Source organism: Nocardia sp. NPDC056100, from assembly GCF_042266325.1.
GTDB lineage: Bacteria > Actinomycetota > Actinomycetes > Mycobacteriales > Mycobacteriaceae > Nocardia.
Genome location: NZ_JBHJVY010000005.1, coordinates 317479 through 334244, shown reverse-complemented (window position 1 = coordinate 334244; position 16766 = coordinate 317479). Strand labels below are relative to the sequence as shown.

The following is a 16766-nucleotide window of genomic DNA, read 5'->3' as shown; positions in this document are numbered from 1 at the left end:
CACCGCACCCTGGTGAACATGAGGCAATCCGAAGTGCATGCGCTGGCCTGCGAAGTGTGCGGTCGCCTGCCCCATCCCCGTCGCACCCGGCTCACGCTCGCCAAGCTGGCCGCGGTCTTCCCCGTCGAATTGGCGCTGCACGCGCTCGTGCTGCACCTCGAGATCCCCTACCTCGCCGCGGTCGCCATATTGACCGTCACCACCACCATTCTCGTCATCTGGGTGGTGGAGCCCGGAGCCATGCGCTACCTCGCCCGCTGGCTGCACGGGCCCGAACTCAGCCATCGCCACCGGCTGGACAGCGCCGAACGGCTGTGGCGAATCCGCGTGCGGCTGGACAACAAGCCCGGCCGTCTGGAGTTGCTCGCCAAACAGCTCGCCTATCGGCACGCCAATATCCTTACCGTGCACGTGCACCACCTGGAGGACGGCGTCCTGGACGAACTGGTGGTCTCGACCCCCGCCGATGTCGGCCCACCCCGCCTCACCACTGCCATCAACCGCGCGGGCGGCACCGCCGTCGGCATCTGGCCCGCCTCGGCCCTGACCCTGGTGGACGGCCAGACCCGCGCCCTGGGCCTGGCCGCGCGGGTGGCCAACGACCCGGATGAGCTACCGCTGGTGATCGCGGAATTGCTGGGCGCGCAATATGTTTCGACGGTCGATCCGGAATTCGCCCCGCACGGAACGATTCTGGAGATCGCACCGATGACATTCGTCCGTCCCGAAGACCCATTCACCCCCGCCGAAATCGCCCGCGCTCATCGGCTGGCCGACCTGGCCCGGCTCGCCGTCCGCCAGGACTGAACTGTCGAGCACCCGACGCGCAATTACCCCCGCACCCTCCGCAACGGTTTTGCGGGCTCGGATTCTCGTCTCAGTATTCGAGATTCGGCGCGCGCATCCGGGCAATCCGGACCGCCTGGTTTCACACCGTGGCACACTGCCCCTGGCGCATCGTCAATAGGCGCGAGGGGTGAACGGAATGATGGTTCGACGCGCTGGGGACGCGGACGGCGGCGGAAATCCGCCCGCGCGCAGGGCGGTTCGCAATGCGAAGCTGGCGGCATTGCCGATCGCTTTCGCGGGACGCCGCGCCGCGGGTGTGGGCAAACGGGCGCTGGGGCGTCCGGCGAGTGAGGTCAATGCCGAGATTCAGCGGCGTACCGCACAGCATTTCTTCGAGGTGCTGGGCGAACTCAAGGGCGTGGCCGCCAAACTCGGCCAGGTCCTCGCGCTGTATGAGTTCGGGCTCTCACCGGAACTGGCGGAACCGTATCGAATCGCGTTGAGCCGCCTGCAGGACGCGACCCCGCCCATGCTCCCGCGCACCGTGCACGCGGTGCTGGCCGAATCGCTCGGACCGGACTGGCGCGAGAATTTCCGCTCCTTCGAGGATCGGCGCGCGGCCTCGGCCACCATCGGCCAGGTGCATCGCGCGGTATGGCACGACGGGCGGACCGTCGCGGTCAAGGTCATGTATCCCGGTGCGCGCGAAGCGATTCACAGCGATGTCGAACAATTGCGCCGCATGACCGGGCTGGCCTCGATCATCGTGCCCAATGCCGATATCCGGGCGCTGACCGAACAGCTCGCCGAATGCGTCACCGCCGAACTGGATTTCGCGGCCGAGGCGGAACAGCAGGAGGTCTTCGCGAACGCTTTCGCCGACGATCCGGAATTCCGCGTACCGCGCGTGGTGGCGCAGCACGGCGATGTGCTGATCAGCGAATGGCTGGACGGCATTCCCCTCACCCGGCTGATAAGCGGTGGCGCGCAGGCGGAACGGGATCGGGTGGGCATGCTGGCGCTGCGTTTCGTGCTGTCGGCCCCGGAGCGTTCCGGACTGCTGTACTGCGATCCGCATCCGGGCAATTTCCGGGTGCTGCCCGATGGCCGCCTGGGCGTGGTCGATTTCGGCGCATGCGTACCGTGGCCGCCGCCGGAGTTCCCGGTGCTGGTGCACGATATCGGCGATGCGCTGTTCAACGGTGGTCCGGCCGAGCTCGAAGCCGCGATTCGGCGGCACGGATTCGCCGCCGCCGGAACCGCCGTCGATATGCGGGCCCTCTCCGAACAGCTGCTCCCCTATACGGATCTGCTGCGGCACGACATCTTTCGCGCGGACAGCACCTGGTTGCGCCGCCGTGTCCGAGCGGGCATGAGCCCGCGCCTGAGCAATGTCAATCGCCAGCTCACCATGCCCGCGTTCTACACCCCGTTCGCGCGCTCCATCCTGACGCTGCTCGGCCTGGTCTGCCAGCTCGGCACCACCGGACCGCTGCGCGATGAAATGCTGCGCTGGTCACCGGAATTGGCGCAGGTGATGGCGCGACATCGCACCCGCACCGAGGGGTCGTCGGATCTGACCGCGGCCCGCATGCGCCGGGCCGCCGCGGCGGATAGGGATGCCGCGGCGGGGTAATCGGCTCGGCACCGCGACAGCCCTTGATCACTGTCCCAGACAGCTCTAGTCTGGAGTGATACGCCCCGCTTTCGGAAGGCTGACATCGTGGTCGCAGCATCGAACGGAAAGCCGACGCCGAACATTTCGGCACCGGACCATCAGGTCGTCGTAATCGGCGCGGGACCGGGCGGTATCGCCGCCGGGGTCAAGCTGAAGCAGGCCGGAATCGATGACTTCGTCATGCTCGAACGGGCCGATGAGGTCGGCGGCAGCTGGAACGAGAATCACTATCCCGGACTGGAAGTCGATATCCCCTCGATCGCCTATCAGTACTCCTTCGCCCGAAACCCCGACTGGAGCAGGCTTTTCGCCCCCGGCGCGGAGGTCAAGCGCTACCACATGGAGGTGGCCCGGCGCTTCGGGCTGTACCCGCACCTGCGGTTCGGCGTCAATGTGCTGAGCGAGGAGTGGGATGAGCAGCGGCATTGCTGGAAGCTGCATATCGATGGCGGGCAGGTGATTACTGCTCGTTTCGTGGTGAGCGCGGTGGGCGCGTTCATCACCCCCAAGACGGATCCCGGCATTGCGGGATTGGCGGACTACCGGGGCAAACTGCAACGCCCCTCGGACTGGGACGACGATTACGACCTCGCGGGTAAGCGGGTCGCGATCGTCGGCACCGGAGCGAGTTCGGTGCAGATCACGCCCTCCATAGCCGGACAGGTGGGCAGTCTGGCGGTATTCCAGCGCACCCCGGTGTGGTGTGTGCCCAAGCCCAATCCCAGGATTCCACGAGCCGTACAACTCGTATTGCGCACGCCCGGACTGCAAGCCGCGACACACGGCGCGGTATTGGTGGCCGTCGATGTGCTGTTGCGGGCCATGTCGAACGCACCCATGTCGGTGGTGCGGCCGACCATGCGCACCGTCGATGCCACCGCCATCGCGGGTTATCGCGGACTGCTGCGAATCATGGTGCGCGATCCGCGGACTCGCGCCGGGCTGACCCCGGATTACGGTCCGATCGCCAAACGGCCCACGGCCAATACCGGGTATCTGCTCAGTTTCAATCGCGACAATGTGGAGCTGGTGACCACCTCCATCGAGCGTTTCACCGAGCGCGGTATTCGCACCTCCGACGGCGTCGAGCGCGAATTCGACATGATCGTGCTGGCCACCGGATATCACGTGTTCTCCGATCCGGAGACCTACACCCCGGGCATGGTGGTCGGGCGCGACGGTATGGATCTGGGCAAGTTCTACACCGAGCACGGTTTGCAGGCGTACGAGAGTGTTTCGCTGCCGAGCCTGCCGAATCGGTGGACGCTGGTCGGCCCGTATTCGTGGTCGGGCAGCGGCTGGCACGCCTTCGTGGAGATGACGGCCGACCATGCGGTGCGGGCGATTTCGGAGGCGCGGCGGCGCGGGGCCACGTTCGTCGCCATTCGGCAGGACGTGCACGACGCCTACCACCGGGATATCTACCGGCACGGCGAGGCCATGCGCTTCTATCTGGCCGAGCTCAACGCTCATGTGCCGACCTACTATCGCAATTCGCAAGGCGACAGCACCTATATCCGGCCGTCCGGATTCTTCCGGGCGCGGCGCGGCCATCGGCGATTCCCGTTCTCGGACTACGAATTCGACGTGTGGCGGCCGCAACCGACCACCGCGGTCACCAAGCCGAAACGGACACGGCGCAAGACCCAGAACCCGGCCTGACCGGAATGCTCACCGAGGAAGTTGAGCCATGATCGAACTGCCGAAGTCGGTCCGAATCGCGTTGGGCGCTGCCAGTCACGGCATCAGCGACCGGCGGCTGGAACCCGCGGTCACCGGCAAGGTCATTCTGGTGACCGGCGCGTCGTCGGGGGTCGGCCGGGCCACCGCCGTGCGGCTGGCCGCCAATGGCGCGACAGTGCTGGCGGTGGCCCGCCGCACGCATTTGCTGGAGGAGCTGCGGGCGGAGGTATCCGGTTGTCCCGGAACGGTGTACCCGTATCCCGCCGATCTCAGCGATACCGATGAGTGCGCGGCGCTGATCGACCGGGTGCTCGCAGATCACGGCCGGGTCGATGTACTGGTGAACAATGCCGGGAAATCCATCCGGCGCTGGCTGTCCGATTCACTGGACCGCTGGGACAATTTCGACGATACCGCCAAGATCAACTACCTGGGACCGGTCCGCCTGGTGCTGAGCCTGCTGCCGTCCATGCGAGCACGGCACGCGGGGCATATCGTCAATGTCAGCACCGCCGGGGTGCATACCCCGGCTGTCGGCTGGACCGCGTACATCGCCACCAAGGCGGCCTTCAACGCCTGGATGCGCGGGGCCGCACCGGAATTGCGCGCGGACGGGATCACCACTACGGCGGTGCATCTGCAATTGGTGCGCTCGGACATGCTCGGCCCGTTCCGGATGTATCGGTACACCCCGAGTATGTCGCCCGAGGAAGCGGCGAGCATGGTGTGCCGCGCGATCGTGGACCGGCCCTTGGCGATTCGGCCCTGGTGGGAACGCGCGGGTACACCGATGCTGTACGCCCTGGACAGTTCACACACCGCGCAGCGGGCCATGGCGCTCTATGCCAAGGCGGGCAACTGGAACAATCGCCCGACGGATTGGGCCGGGCCGATCGGACGGGTGGAGCGGGCGGTCAATCTGCTCGATGACGCGGTGACCATCGCGGGCTGGGCTCCCGCCGCCGGAGCGTTCGATCTGGTCCCACCGCAGCGTATTCCGCACCTCGCGCTGGCATTGCGCGAAGGGGTCGGGCTCGCGACGGTGCTCGCGAGCTTCGCGGCGCGATTTCCGGATCAGCCCGCGATCATCGATGACAGCGGATCGGTGACCGCCGCCGAACTACATAGGCGGGTGCGGCGACTGGCCTCGGCTCTGCGCGGCCGCTGGAATATGCGGCGCGGCAATCGAATCGGCGTGCTGTGCCGCAATCACAGCGGATTCGCGGTCGCCGCCTTCGCGGCCGCGCGTCTCTCGGCCGATCTCGTCCCGCTCAACTACGGCTTCGCCGGACCGCAGATCGGCGAGGTGCTGGCGCGCGAGCGGGTGGATCTGCTGCTCTACGATGCCGAATTCCACGGCGAGATAGTCAAATCCGGGTACGAGGGGCACCGAGTGGTGGTGCGCGGTGCGGCGGGCGGGCTGCCCACAGTCGAGGAGCTCATCGCCGAGGGTGGGCCGCCCATTCGGGAACCCGCCTACGGCGGTGCGGTGGTGCTGCTCACCGGCGGCACGACGGGTGTCCCCAAGGGCGCGCCGAGACAGGCCGGAATGCGCGAGGTACTGCCCATGCTGGCGGGGCTGAATCCGCGCATGCTGCTGGCGCTGGCTGATCTCGCGGAGCTGAAACCTATTCCGCGACTCGGTGATCCGATCGTCATCGCCCCGCCGCTGCATCACGCCTACGGTTTCGGCGCGCTCCTGCTGGCCTTCCTGACCGGCTCCACCGTCATCGTGCACGAGCGTTTCGATCCCGCGCAGACGCTCGCCGATATCGAGCGGCACAGTGTCCGCATCGCCTGCCTGGTGCCGACCATGCTGAAGCGAATCATGGATCTGCCGACCGATATTCGGCACAACTACAACGCCGCGAGCCTGCAGATGGTGACCTGCGGGGCCGCTCCCCTGCCGCCGTGGCTGGCGCTCGCCTTCATGGACGAGTTCGGTGATGTGCTCTTCAACGGATACGGATCCACCGAATCGGGTGCGGGCGCGCTGGCGACGCCCGCGGATCTGCGGGCCGCACCGGGCACGGTCGGCAAACCGCCGACGGGGCTGGTCGATATCCGCATCGTCGACGATCGCGATCGGGAACTGCCGGCCGGGGTCACCGGCCGGATCATCAATCGCAATCCGGCCATGTTCCGCGGGTACAGCGACGGCCGGAGCCGGGACATGGTCGGAAAGTACATGGACACCGGCGATCTCGGACATATCGACGCACAGGGCCGGTTGTTCATCGACGGCCGTTCGGACGACATGATTGTCTCCGGCGGAGAGAATGTCTTCCCGCAGGAGGTCGAGACCGCGCTGCTCGCGCATGCGGCGGTGGCCGATGCCGGGGCCGTCGGTGCGGCCGATCCCGATTACGGGCAGCGGCTGGTGGCGGCCGTGGTGCTCAAAGACGGTGCGGAGGCCACCGCCGACGATCTGAAACAGCATGTCAAAACCACACTCGCCACCTTCAAGGTGCCACGGGACATCGTTTTCGTGGCCGAACTACCGCGCACCACCGCGGGCAAACTCCGGCGGCAGCAGCTGCCGGAGGTCATCGCGCAGCAGCACACGAGGAATCGGTCATGAACTCCAGCAATGGTTCTCCCGTCACCCCGGCCCACGAGGTCGTCATCATCGGCGCGGGGCTCGGCGGTATCGGCGCGGGCGTGGCGCTGCGCCGGGCCGGTATCGAGGATTTCATCATCGTGGACAAGTGGCCGAAGGTGGGCGGCACCTGGCTGGCCAATACCTATCCCGGTGTGGCCGTTGACGTTCCATCGCCGGTCTATAACTTCAGCTTCCAGCAGCGCTCCCGGTGGTCGCGATTCTTCGCGCCCGGTAGCGAATTACAGCGCTACGCCGAGGAAGTGGTGGACAAGCAGGGTCTGCGAGACAAGCTGCTGCTCGGATCCGGCGCGAGCAAGGGCGTTTTCGATGAGGCGAACGATTTGTGGCGGATCACCCTGGACAACGGCTCGGTGCTCACCGCGCGCTTCGTGATCGGCGCGGTCGGCGGGCTGGAGCAGCCGCACAATCCCGATATCCCCGGCCTGGCGGATTACACAGGCAAGATCATGCACAGTTCGCGCTGGGATCACGATTACGACTATCGCGGTAAGCGGGTCGCGGTGATCGGCACCGGGGCCAGCGCGCTGCAGCTGATTCCCGAATTGGCCAAGGATGTTTCGCGGCTCACGGTCTATCAGCGCCGGGCCATCTGGATCGCGCCCAAACCGGATTTCGCCATGGGACCGGTGCTCAATTCGGTGCTGAACTTCCCACCGCTCCAGCAGACGGTGCGGTTCGTGGGCAATGTCGGCGTGAACGCCGGTCTCGGTGCGGGTTTGGCGGTGTCGAACTATCCGAGGGTGACCTCGGTCGGATTGACGGTCGGTGAAACCGCGCTCAAGAGCTACCTTTTCGCGCAGGTGCGGGATCCCGAGCTGCGGCGCAAGCTCACCCCCGATTACCGGCTCGGCTGCAAGCGACCCTCGGTGTCCAACAGCTACTTCCGCACCTTCACCAAACCGCATGTCGATCTGGTGACCGATGCCATCGAACGGTTCACCCCGACCGGCATCGTGAGCGCCGACGGAGTGGAACGCGATGTCGATATGGTGGTGCTGGCCACCGGATTCAAGGTGATGGAGAAGGGCTACACACCGCCCTATCCCATCTATGGCCGGGACGGCCTCGAACTCGGCGAATTCTGGGATGCCAATAGATTCCAGGCGTATCAGGGTGTTTCGGTGCCGAAGTTCCCGAACGCGTTCCTCATCGTGGGGCCGTACGCCTACGCGCCGGGCTCCTACATTCCGCTCATCGAGGCCACCTCGGCACATGCAGCGCGCGTGATCGGCGAGGCGCGCCGCCGCCGGGCCACCTGCGTGGAGGTGCGCCAGGATCCGCACGACCGCTATTTCGCCCGTATGGACAGGCGCGCCAAACGCACCCACCTGTTCTCCCAGGGATGCGTCACCTCGAACACCTACTACATCAACTATCAGGGTGACGGCGCGGCCTTCCGGCCCTCCACCCAGCTCGAAATGTATTGGGAGAACCGGCACTTCCCGCTGGAGGACTACCGGTTCACCGCTCGGCCGCCCGCACTCGCGCAGGCGAACGGCCGCCGCACCAGGGCCGGATCAGCGCGGTGATCCGGGGTGACGCTCAGGAGGCCGCCTCCTGAGCGTCACCGAAACCCGGCACCCACCGTTCGGCCAGGGATAGGAACGGCCCCTCGGCGTCGAGCTGGGCGCAGATGCCGACCACGCCGCCCAGCACCCGGCCGAACATGGCGTATTCGGGTTGGTCGGCGGGGGCTTTCATGGCGCGGGCGTTGGTCAGGGAGATATTCGCCGGGTCCAGGGCCCGGGCGACCTCTTCCTGGAGCATGGTGCGGGTGATATGCACTGTGCCGCCGTTGATCTGGGCAACCAGCGGGGCGATGCGGCGCTCCAGCGGGGCCATCTCCACGGTTGCACCGGGCTTGATGAAACCCTCTTCGCGCAGCACCGCCTCCATGGCGATGTAGTCACCGTCCAGTGCGGTGCGGGCCAAACGGCCTACGGCGCGGGGTATTCCGCGCGGGGTGTGCGCGCAGGCGCCGAAATCGATGATGCCGAGGCTGTTATCGGGGCGGAGCTGGAAATTGCCGGGATGCGGATCGCTGTGCAGCAGGCCCACTCGCGACGGTGAGCACAGCGCGAACTCGGCGAGCAGCATTCCGGCCCGATCGCGTTCGGCGCGTTCGCCATTGGCGATGATGCGGGCCAGCGGCACGCCGGTCATCCACTCCGACACCAGCACCTTGGGTGCGGCCGCGACCACGCGCGGTATGAAGAATTGCGGATCGCCGGTGAACGCCTTGGCGAAGCGGCGCTGATAGGCGGCCTCGATCCGATAGTCGAGTTCGTCCTCGGTGCGGGCCAGGAATTCCTCGATGAGCTGGCGGGCATTGGTGCCCGCCAGCAGGGTGTTGAACGCGCCCGAAACCATATGCAGCATCTTCAGATCCGCGCGCAGCGATTCCTCGGCCTCGGGATACTGCACCTTCACCGCGACCTCGCGGCCGTCATGCCAGATCGCCCGATGCACCTGCCCGATACTGGCGGCGGCGATCGGCTCGTCCTCGAATCGCGCGAAACGCCTGCGCCAGCCCGTGCCCAACTGCATATCGAGCATGCGATGCGTATCGGCCACCGGCATGGGCGGGGCCTCCTGCTGCAATCGCACCAGCGCCTCGCGGAAATGATCCGCGAACCGCGGCGGCACCCCGGCCTCGGCCACGCTCAGCGCCTGCCCGAGCTTCATCGCACCGCCCTTGAGCTCCCCGAGCACCGCGAACACCTGATCGGCCGCATTGTCGAGCATCTCATCGGTCACGCCGCCGCGTTCGGCGCCCGCGAACAGGTTCCGCCCGGTGGCCGCCACCTGCTGCGCCATCAGCGTCGCGGGAATGCTCGCGACCTTCGCCATGCGGGTGATGCCTTTACGCCTGAGTCCGGCCACGTTGCCGATCCTTTCGTGCGGATTACCCCGTCTCAGACAGTGTAGGCGCGATTCCGATCGCGGTCGATCACACGCAGGTCACCGCATTCGATCCGGCCGCACCTCGGCCGAGATGGCCCGATGATCGGGGCCGGGGATACGCAGCACCGAGGTGTTCGCGGCACCCATCCCGCGCACCAGAATGTGATCGAGGCGAGCGATCGGGAAGGACGCGGGCCAGGTGAAGGCCGCGCCGGAGTGGACGTCGCGAAAACCGGGGGCGAACCCCGCCCAGCGCCGGTCGGTGGTCGCGGTATTGAAATCACCCGCTACGACAATATGTTCGGCGTCATCGGCGGCCAGTTCCCGCGACAGCAGGGTCAGGCCGTGATCCCGGGCGGTGATCGCACCGGGCCGAATCGACGGCAGGTGCACGACATACACCACGAGATCGCCTGCGGGAGTGGCGATGTGGGTTCGCAGTCCACGATGCCAGTCCACGCCGACATCGACCGGGGTCGTATCGGAGATCGGATACCGGCTCCACAGTCCGACGGTGCCCACCTCGGTGCGATAGGCATAGGTGTCGTCCAATACGCGCACGACCGTTTCCCGATTGGTGCCGCCGAGCTCCTGCACGGCCAGGATATCCGCCTCTGCGGCGACCAGGGCGCGAGCGCTGGCCCCCGGAGACGCGTTGGCGGCGAACAGGTTCTGCGACACCACCCGCAATTGGGTCGCTCCCGGACCCGGGCGAACAGCCGGACCCGGAGCCCACCACGAACCGAAGAGATAGGCCCAGGCCAGTAACGGGGCCAGCATCGCCACCGCACCGGCCGGGCAGCGGCACAGCACCGCGGTGACCGCCAGGACCGGAACGAGCGCGCCCAGCCAGGGCGCGGCGATATCCAGCGCCACACCCAGACCCCCGGCCTCGGGAATCCAGGTGTGGCCGAGCATGATCACGGTGAGTAGCGCTGCCGCACCGAGGAATACGACCGATCGTCCGCGACCACGCGGGCTCCCGGCTCCCGCATCCGATGCCGCGACGGGCCCGGACCCTGCCATCGCGCGAGACTCCCTCATGGGGCCGGGCACAATCGTCGCGGGGTCTTGTCGGTCTCCAGTTGGGCATCCGCGCATCCGCCGGGGAGGCCCCGGTAGTCGGTGGTGCCGAAGTTGGCGGTGACCGTCAGGGTGCCATTGCCGAAGACCGTGCGCTGGACCTGATGGTCGTCGGTGAGCCAGCGGAAGTCGGTCATGGGCTGGGTGGCCGCGGCCTCGTGCAGCGGGGCGAAAAACTGTTGCAGGCGGGCGATTTCGGAGCCGCGAGCGGTGAGGGTGGCGCGGTCGAGAGCGAAGTTCAAGGGAGTGTTGTTGAGGATGGCGGTGAGAGCGCGCATGGTTTGTTGTTGGGGCAGTTTGTAATACGCGAGTTCCCAGCGGTCCGTGTTCACGAGCGAGTCGTGCAGGACGGTTTCGTAGAGGGGAATGCGGTAGGCAGGGTCGAACATCGCTCGGACCAGAGGCTCGGGGAGGTCGACCGGTTTGAAGAACATATTCGGCGCGTTATCGGGGTAGTACGCGCCCCAGACGTCGCGGTTGCGCTGGAACTTCCAGAGGCCGTCCGAAATCGGGTTCTGGGCACCGTGATCGAACGCCAGCACCGGTGCGGCCCAGGCTCCGGCGGCCTCGGAGCCCAGGACCTGGCCGCGATCCTCCAGCCAGCGCATGCGCTCCAGGCGATTGGCTCGATCCTGTGCTTGATTCATCGGGTGGGCGGCGGTGTGATCGTCGAAGAACTCGCCCGCGGCGTCGACATCTAGGAAGTAGGTGTTCGCGCCATTGGCGGACATGCCGGCGTAGCGATCCCGATACAGCTTCGGATCCTGTTTCAGCGCTTGGGAACTCACGTAGCAACCGCGCCCGCCGAAGCCCTTCTCGGGAGTTCCGTCGGCTTCGTGGACGCAACCGTCCGGCCATACCGTGCCGGGCCAGCGGGAGCCGGGATTGTCGGCGGTGGCGGGGTCCTGGGCGTTGTCCCACGAATCATACGGTCCGGCAAGGTATCCGGCGGCCTTGGCGGCATCGACGGCCTGACCGGTCATGGGGTGGTCGTCGGCGTCGTAGCCGAGCCACATTCGGGTGAGACCCAGATCGCGCATCTGGCGAATCGCCTCCGGATCACGACCGTCACCCCACAGGTAGGCGTGGAATGCGCCCAGCAGTTTCGCGGTCTCCGGGTTACGCGCGATCTTATCCTTCAGCGTGACGAATTCGCCTGTGCCGATGAGCTGTTCGCGATAGTCCTTGGCCGCGGCGACCGGTGAGCCATCGGTGAGCGCGAAGTTGACGGTGTAGTCCCGGGTGCCCGCGCGTTCATCGAAATCGTGTGCGGCCCGCGCCCGTAGCGCGCCGTTCTCAGATGTCACGGTGAGGCTGCTGCCGATATCGGTGGGCACGGAATAGCTCACGCCATGACCACCCAGGGTGTAACCCCAGAACGGCATGGTCAAGCCGGCGGTGAGCGACAGCGGTTCGCCGACCAGGCCGGTGTCGGGTCCATTCCAGAACCGGTCGCGCACGGGCAGATTCAAGCCCTCGCCGCGCGGGAGTTGCAGGGCGGCGGCCGTTCCGTCACCGCCGGTGACGGGCCAGGTGAGCCGCCCATCGCGATTGCCGCGCAGCGTGACACGTAAACGGCCATCAACGGCGGTCGCGGTGACCGCGAGCGCCCTGTCCGGATAGGACCAGTGCGCCTCGCCGCCCTCGAGCTGAATCGGCCCGGGTGCGCCGAGCGGATCACCCGCCGGGGCGGACAGTTCGAATCGCTGCCCATCGGCCAGCGCGCCGACCGCCAGCGACGTGGTGTCGACCTCGACCGACCCACCCGAAATGGGGATAACCACTTGATTGCCACTGACCCGAGGTGCCACCGGGGCGAGCTCATGCCCGCAGGCGGTGAGCCCACCGGCGACCAGGCTCAACAGCGCGATCACGGCGGGTGTCCGATGCGATCTCCGAAGTCTCATGGGCCTCACCCTCACGCCCGCAGATGAGAGTCCGATGAGAAAGGCGCAGGTGAGGATATTACGTATAGTCCGATACGTGCGGGTTCTGGTGGTCGACGATGAAGCCTCGGTACGGGAGGCGCTGGTGCGCGCCCTGGAGAGCGAGGGGTATGAGACGCACGCCGCGGCCGATGGCGGCGCCGGACTGGAACAGATTGCCCGCTGGCAGCCCGAGGTGGTGGTGCTGGATGTGCTAATGCCATTCATGAACGGTCTGACCGCGTGCCGCACGCTGCGCGGGCGCGGCGATCGCACCCCGATTCTCATGCTCACCGCCCGGGACGCGGTCGCCGATCGAATCGAGGGCCTGGACGCCGGGGCCGACGACTACCTCGTGAAACCGTTCGATCTCGACGAATTGCTGGCGCGGGTGCGGGCACTGGTGCGGCGCACGTATCCCGAGGACGGCGTCCTACTGGCGACCGGTGATCTGGTCATGGACACCGGCGCGCACACCGTCAAACGCGGCATGCGCGAAATCGAGCTCAGCCGGACGGAATTCGCGCTGCTGGAGGTGCTGCTGCGCAATGCCGGACAGGCCCTGACCCGGGAGACGCTCATCGATCGCGTCTGGGGACATCAGTCCTCGAATTCGCTGGAGGTCTACATTCGCTATCTGCGGCGCAAAATCGAAGCGCCGGAAGAACTTCCGCTGATCCACACGGTGCGCGGGGTCGGCTATCGACTGGGTGCGGCGTGAGGCGGCTCGGACTGCGCGGCCGGATCGCCGTATTCTTCGTGCTCGCAATGGCTTCCGCGCTGGCGGCGATGGGCGCGGCCGCGTACGTGGTGGTCGGGCATCAGCTCAACAGTGAGCTGGATCTGGGGTTGCGCCGCCAGGCCACCCGAATCGTGCGGCAGTTCCCGGTCGAACCGGAGGTGGCCGCCATGTCCGGCTCCTGTGAATATCTGGCCGCGCCGAGCTGCGTGCAGGTGGTGGCGGCCGACGGCACCGTCGAATCCGAACATGTGCCCGGGCATACGCTGCCGGTGGACGCCGAAACCCGGGCGGTGGCAGCGGGTTCGGCCGATGGCGGGTTCACCGATATCACCCTGGGCGGCTATGCCATACGCATGTACACCGCACCGTTGCGGCCCGGTAGCGCGGTGCAGGTGGCGCAGCGTTCGGATACGGTCGATATCGGCTTGCGCCGCGTCGGCCTGGCGCTGCTCATCGCGGCCGCCGCGGGCACACTGCTCGCGGTAGCGGCCGGAGCGGTGCTGGCCCGCCGCGCGCTGGCCCCGGTCGCCACGCTCACCGCGGCCGCCGAGCGGGTGGCGCGCACCCGAGATCCCAACCAGCACATCACCATTACCGGTCACGATGAACTGGCACGCCTGGGCGCCAGCATCAACACCATGCTCGACGAACTCGACGCCGCCCTGCGCGGTGAACGCGATTCCCGTGCGGCACAGCAGCGTTTGATCGCCGACGCCTCCCATGAGCTGCGCACCCCGCTCACCGCATTGCGCACCAATATCGATCTGCTGCGCCGGGCGGCCCGCCTGTCCCCCGCCCAACTCGATGCGACCGCAACCGCATTGCGCGTGCAATCGGAGGAACTTTCGGGCCTGGTCACCGATGTCATCGATCTGGCCCGCGCCGACGATCCGGCGTCGGTCCGCGAACCGCTGGAGGATCTGCGCCTGGACACCCTGGTCGGCGAACGGCTCGAGCTGGCCCGAAGGCATTGGCCCGCAATCACCTTCGCGGCCGACCTCACACCGGTGACCATCGCGGGCGTCCCGGCCCGGCTGGCTCGCGCGGTGACCAATCTGCTCGACAATGCGGCGAAATTCAGTCCGCCGGACGGCACCGTCGCGGTCACGGTGCGTGGTCGCGAACTCATCGTCCGCGATGACGGTCCGGGCATCACCGCCGAGGACGCGGCTCATATCTTCGACCGCTTCTACCGCGCCGAAACCGCGCGCGCCACCGCCGGACACGGACTCGGCCTGGCGATCGTGGCCCAGGTCGCGGATCTGCATGCCGCCCGCATCACCGTCAGCTCCGAACCGGGCCGGGGCGCGCGCTTCACCCTGATCTTCCCGCCGGGCGACCTCAGGGATTGATCGGCGGCAGGCAGGTATGGCACGCGTGCCAGGCCTTGGGCGACAGCAGATGCGCGGTGCGCCCGAAGAATCCGTGCAGCGCCGCACCGTGTTCGGCCGCCAGCTCGGAATTCTGCGTCATGACATCCAGTTCGTTCGCCGCGGTGATCTCCATGAACGCGGCCAGCGTCGCCGGATCGGGGTGCTGATCCTGCCCGGTGAACCGATCCCGGAACCGCACCGGCGAACCGTCGAGCCCCGGATAGGTCTCGCCCCGATCGCAACTGCCGTAGAAGTACACCAGCGCCTCGGCCTGCTCCCCCAGCAGATTCACCAGCGTCGCCCGCTCCCCGAGATCGAGCAGCGATTGCCCGAACCCGTCCGTGCCGTACGCCGCATGACACAGCCCGGCCGCCTGAATATGCGAATCCGCGTCCCATTCGGCGAGCAGATCCGCCACCCGTTTCAAATGCGCCAGCAGCGTCCCGCCCGGATGCGGAATGCTCTCCGCCCCGTGCTCGGTGAGAAACCGCTCGATTCGATCGCGATGCGGAATGGACTCCTCGAATGCGCTCACGATCTCCAGTATCAGCGCCCGTCGGCCGAATCGTCGATGAGTCGGCGATGCAGTTCGGTGGTCATCTGATGGATGGCGCGGGTGAGCTCGGTATTGGTCTTGAGCTCGAGCTCCTGCTGATTGAAGTCGTGATCGGCCTTGAGCTGCTGGAACTCGGCCTGCCGGTTCTGCCCGATCATGACGAAGGTGGACAGGAAGATCGCCTCGAGCGATACCACCAGTGTCAGCGTCGGCCAGGGACTGCGCTCGAACCAGATCATCCACACCGCGAACCCGATCGCGTGCAGGTATACGAACCGCATGGATCCGGCGAACTTGGTGATCCAATCGGCCACGCGCAGTTGCATACTCGCCGCGCGCTGCTCGCGCAGGCTGACGACGGCTGGATGCTGTGCGGGATTCTGCGGCTCGGTCACGGGCTGTGCTCCTGAGGGCTGGTGCGGATCGCGTTGCTGCGATCGTGCCCTACCCGCGCCGATATTTCGCGGATCCGATGGCGACGGATTCCTCGGGCCGCGCGCCCGGGCCGCGGGCTCCGCTAGACCGGTTGCGGCACGGGGAGATTGGCGTGCTGAACCCGCGCGCGGAACTCCTGGGGCGGGCAGCCCTTCCAGCGCCGGAAGGCTCGGATGAACGAGGCCGCCTCGGCATAACCCAGACGGGTCGCCACCTGTTCGGTGGTCATCTCGGTGTGGCACAGCAGCTCTTCGGCGAGCATCTGCCGGACTTCGTCGAGCAGTGCGCGGAAGGAGGTGGATTCGGCGTTGAGGCGGCGCGACAGGGTGCGCGGGCTCATGAACAGTTCGGCGGCTACCGCGGCTTGATCGGGTACCGCATCGGGGTTGCGCACCAGCAGGTCTCGCACCGTCCCGGACACGCCTTTCCGAGCGTGTCTGCGGGTCAGCAGGTTTCGGCACAGTTGTTCGCGGGTGCCGCGCACCCACGCGGTGGGCTGCGGTAGCGGCAGGTCCAGGTACATGCTGTCGAAGGCGGCCTCGTTGGCGGGCGCGCCGAAGATCGGGTCGATCCCGAAGATGGCCCGGTAGCGGGAGGTATCGGCCGGACCGCCGTGCCGGAAGCTGACCCGGTGCATGGGCATGCCGACGGCGAGCAGTTCCCGGCCGAAGAGCTGGATCGCGGTCATGACCCGCTCGGTGTGGGCGGCGCGCGCGTCCTCCGGAATCTCGTGATCGTGGAAGATCAGCCGGGCCTCGCCCGCGGATTCGGCGAAGGTCAATTGTCCGGTGGCATAGGGCGGTTCCGAATATCGCATGGCCACCTCGACCGCATCGCGCAGTGTGCGACTGCTCAGTACGGCCAGACAGGCGGCCGGCGGTATGCCCGGCGCGGGCGCCCATAGCGTGCGTTCAGCGTTGTCGCGCAATAGATCCCACTCGAACATGTATCCGGGTCCCCATCGATTCCATCCAC

13 protein-coding genes are annotated in these 16766 nt (G+C 67.0%); 7 read left to right on the top strand and 6 right to left on the bottom strand.

Features of this window, described 5'->3' with window-relative positions:
- Positions 1–18: 18 nt before the first annotated feature.
- From ACFC0O_RS38115 to ACFC0O_RS38095, 5 genes are all read left to right on the top strand, one after another.
- Positions 19–807, top strand: a complete 789-nt coding sequence (locus ACFC0O_RS38115; RefSeq protein ID WP_375966900.1) for an amino acid-binding protein — start codon at positions 19–21, stop codon at positions 805–807.
- A gap of 178 nt (positions 808–985) precedes the next feature.
- Positions 986–2425 carry an ABC1 kinase family protein gene (locus tag ACFC0O_RS38110; RefSeq protein WP_375966899.1) on the top strand — a complete coding sequence of 480 codons (1440 nt, stop codon included), beginning with the start codon at positions 986–988 and terminating at the stop codon, positions 2423–2425.
- Positions 2426–2512: 87 nt separating this feature from the next.
- A complete protein-coding gene (locus ACFC0O_RS38105) occupies positions 2513–4129 on the top strand; it encodes a flavin-containing monooxygenase (RefSeq protein ID WP_375966897.1) in 1617 nt (538 codons plus the stop codon).
- Positions 4130–4157: 28 nt separating this feature from the next.
- Positions 4158–6731: an SDR family NAD(P)-dependent oxidoreductase gene (locus tag ACFC0O_RS38100; RefSeq protein WP_375966896.1), complete on the top strand. Its 2574-nt coding sequence runs from the start codon at positions 4158–4160 to the stop codon at positions 6729–6731.
- Entirely contained in the window at positions 6728–8302 is a 1575-nt protein-coding gene (locus ACFC0O_RS38095) for a flavin-containing monooxygenase (RefSeq protein ID WP_375966894.1), read from the top strand. The genes ACFC0O_RS38100 and ACFC0O_RS38095 overlap by 4 nt, the downstream gene beginning before the upstream one ends.
- 13 nt (positions 8303–8315) lie before the next feature.
- On the opposite strand, the gene ACFC0O_RS38090 is transcribed toward ACFC0O_RS38095, so the two are convergent.
- The 3 genes from ACFC0O_RS38090 to ACFC0O_RS38080 form a co-directional block, all read right to left on the bottom strand.
- Complete coding sequence (locus ACFC0O_RS38090; RefSeq protein ID WP_375966893.1) at positions 8316–9656, bottom strand: ABC1 kinase family protein; 1341 nt, start codon at positions 9654–9656, stop codon at positions 8316–8318.
- Positions 9657–9734: 78 nt separating this feature from the next.
- Positions 9735–10703, bottom strand: a complete 969-nt coding sequence (locus ACFC0O_RS38085) for an endonuclease/exonuclease/phosphatase family protein (protein ID WP_375966892.1) — start codon at positions 10701–10703, stop codon at positions 9735–9737.
- 14 nt (positions 10704–10717) lie between these two features.
- Complete coding sequence (locus tag ACFC0O_RS38080) at positions 10718–12667, bottom strand: glycoside hydrolase (RefSeq protein WP_375966890.1); 1950 nt, start codon at positions 12665–12667, stop codon at positions 10718–10720.
- Positions 12668–12743: 76 nt separating this feature from the next.
- On the opposite strand from ACFC0O_RS38080, the gene ACFC0O_RS38075 reads away from it, so the two are divergent.
- Positions 12744–13406, top strand: coding sequence for a response regulator transcription factor (locus ACFC0O_RS38075; RefSeq protein ID WP_375966888.1), 663 nt, complete (start codon positions 12744–12746; stop codon positions 13404–13406).
- The gene (locus ACFC0O_RS38070) at positions 13403–14779 is read left to right on the top strand and encodes an ATP-binding protein (protein WP_375966886.1); all 1377 of its coding nucleotides are present in this window, start codon (positions 13403–13405) and stop codon (positions 14777–14779) included. Before ACFC0O_RS38075 ends, ACFC0O_RS38070 begins: the two co-directional genes overlap by 4 nt.
- Here ACFC0O_RS38070 and ACFC0O_RS38065 read toward each other — a convergent pair.
- From ACFC0O_RS38065 to ACFC0O_RS38055, 3 genes are all read right to left on the bottom strand, one after another.
- Positions 14769–15335: a DUF6817 domain-containing protein gene (locus ACFC0O_RS38065; protein ID WP_375966885.1), complete on the bottom strand. Its 567-nt coding sequence runs from the start codon at positions 15333–15335 to the stop codon at positions 14769–14771. The genes ACFC0O_RS38070 and ACFC0O_RS38065 overlap by 11 nt on opposite strands.
- Before the next feature lie 11 nt (positions 15336–15346).
- Positions 15347–15751 (bottom strand): DUF1003 domain-containing protein, encoded by a 405-nt coding sequence (locus ACFC0O_RS38060; RefSeq protein ID WP_375966884.1) that lies wholly within the window; start codon positions 15749–15751, stop codon positions 15347–15349.
- Between the two features lie 122 nt (positions 15752–15873).
- Positions 15874–16737 (bottom strand): helix-turn-helix domain-containing protein, encoded by an 864-nt coding sequence (locus ACFC0O_RS38055; RefSeq protein WP_375966883.1) that lies wholly within the window; start codon positions 16735–16737, stop codon positions 15874–15876.
- Positions 16738–16766 lie beyond the last annotated feature (29 nt).

What these genes read in the sequence shown, in the direction of transcription:
- ACFC0O_RS38080 (WP_375966890.1), bottom strand. Translation starts at nt 12,667, where the DNA reads ATGAGACTTCGGAGATCGCATCGGACACCCGCCGTGATCGCGCTGTTG.
- ACFC0O_RS38115 (WP_375966900.1), top strand. Translation starts at nt 19, where the DNA reads ATGAGGCAATCCGAAGTGCATGCGCTGGCCTGCGAAGTGTGCGGTCGC.
- ACFC0O_RS38110 (WP_375966899.1), top strand. Translation starts at nt 986, where the DNA reads ATGATGGTTCGACGCGCTGGGGACGCGGACGGCGGCGGAAATCCGCCC.
- ACFC0O_RS38100 (WP_375966896.1), top strand. Translation starts at nt 4,158, where the DNA reads ATGATCGAACTGCCGAAGTCGGTCCGAATCGCGTTGGGCGCTGCCAGT.
- ACFC0O_RS38055 (WP_375966883.1), bottom strand. Translation starts at nt 16,737, where the DNA reads ATGTTCGAGTGGGATCTATTGCGCGACAACGCTGAACGCACGCTATGG.
- ACFC0O_RS38085 (WP_375966892.1), bottom strand. Translation starts at nt 10,703, where the DNA reads ATGGCAGGGTCCGGGCCCGTCGCGGCATCGGATGCGGGAGCCGGGAGC.
- ACFC0O_RS38095 (WP_375966894.1), top strand. Translation starts at nt 6,728, where the DNA reads ATGAACTCCAGCAATGGTTCTCCCGTCACCCCGGCCCACGAGGTCGTC.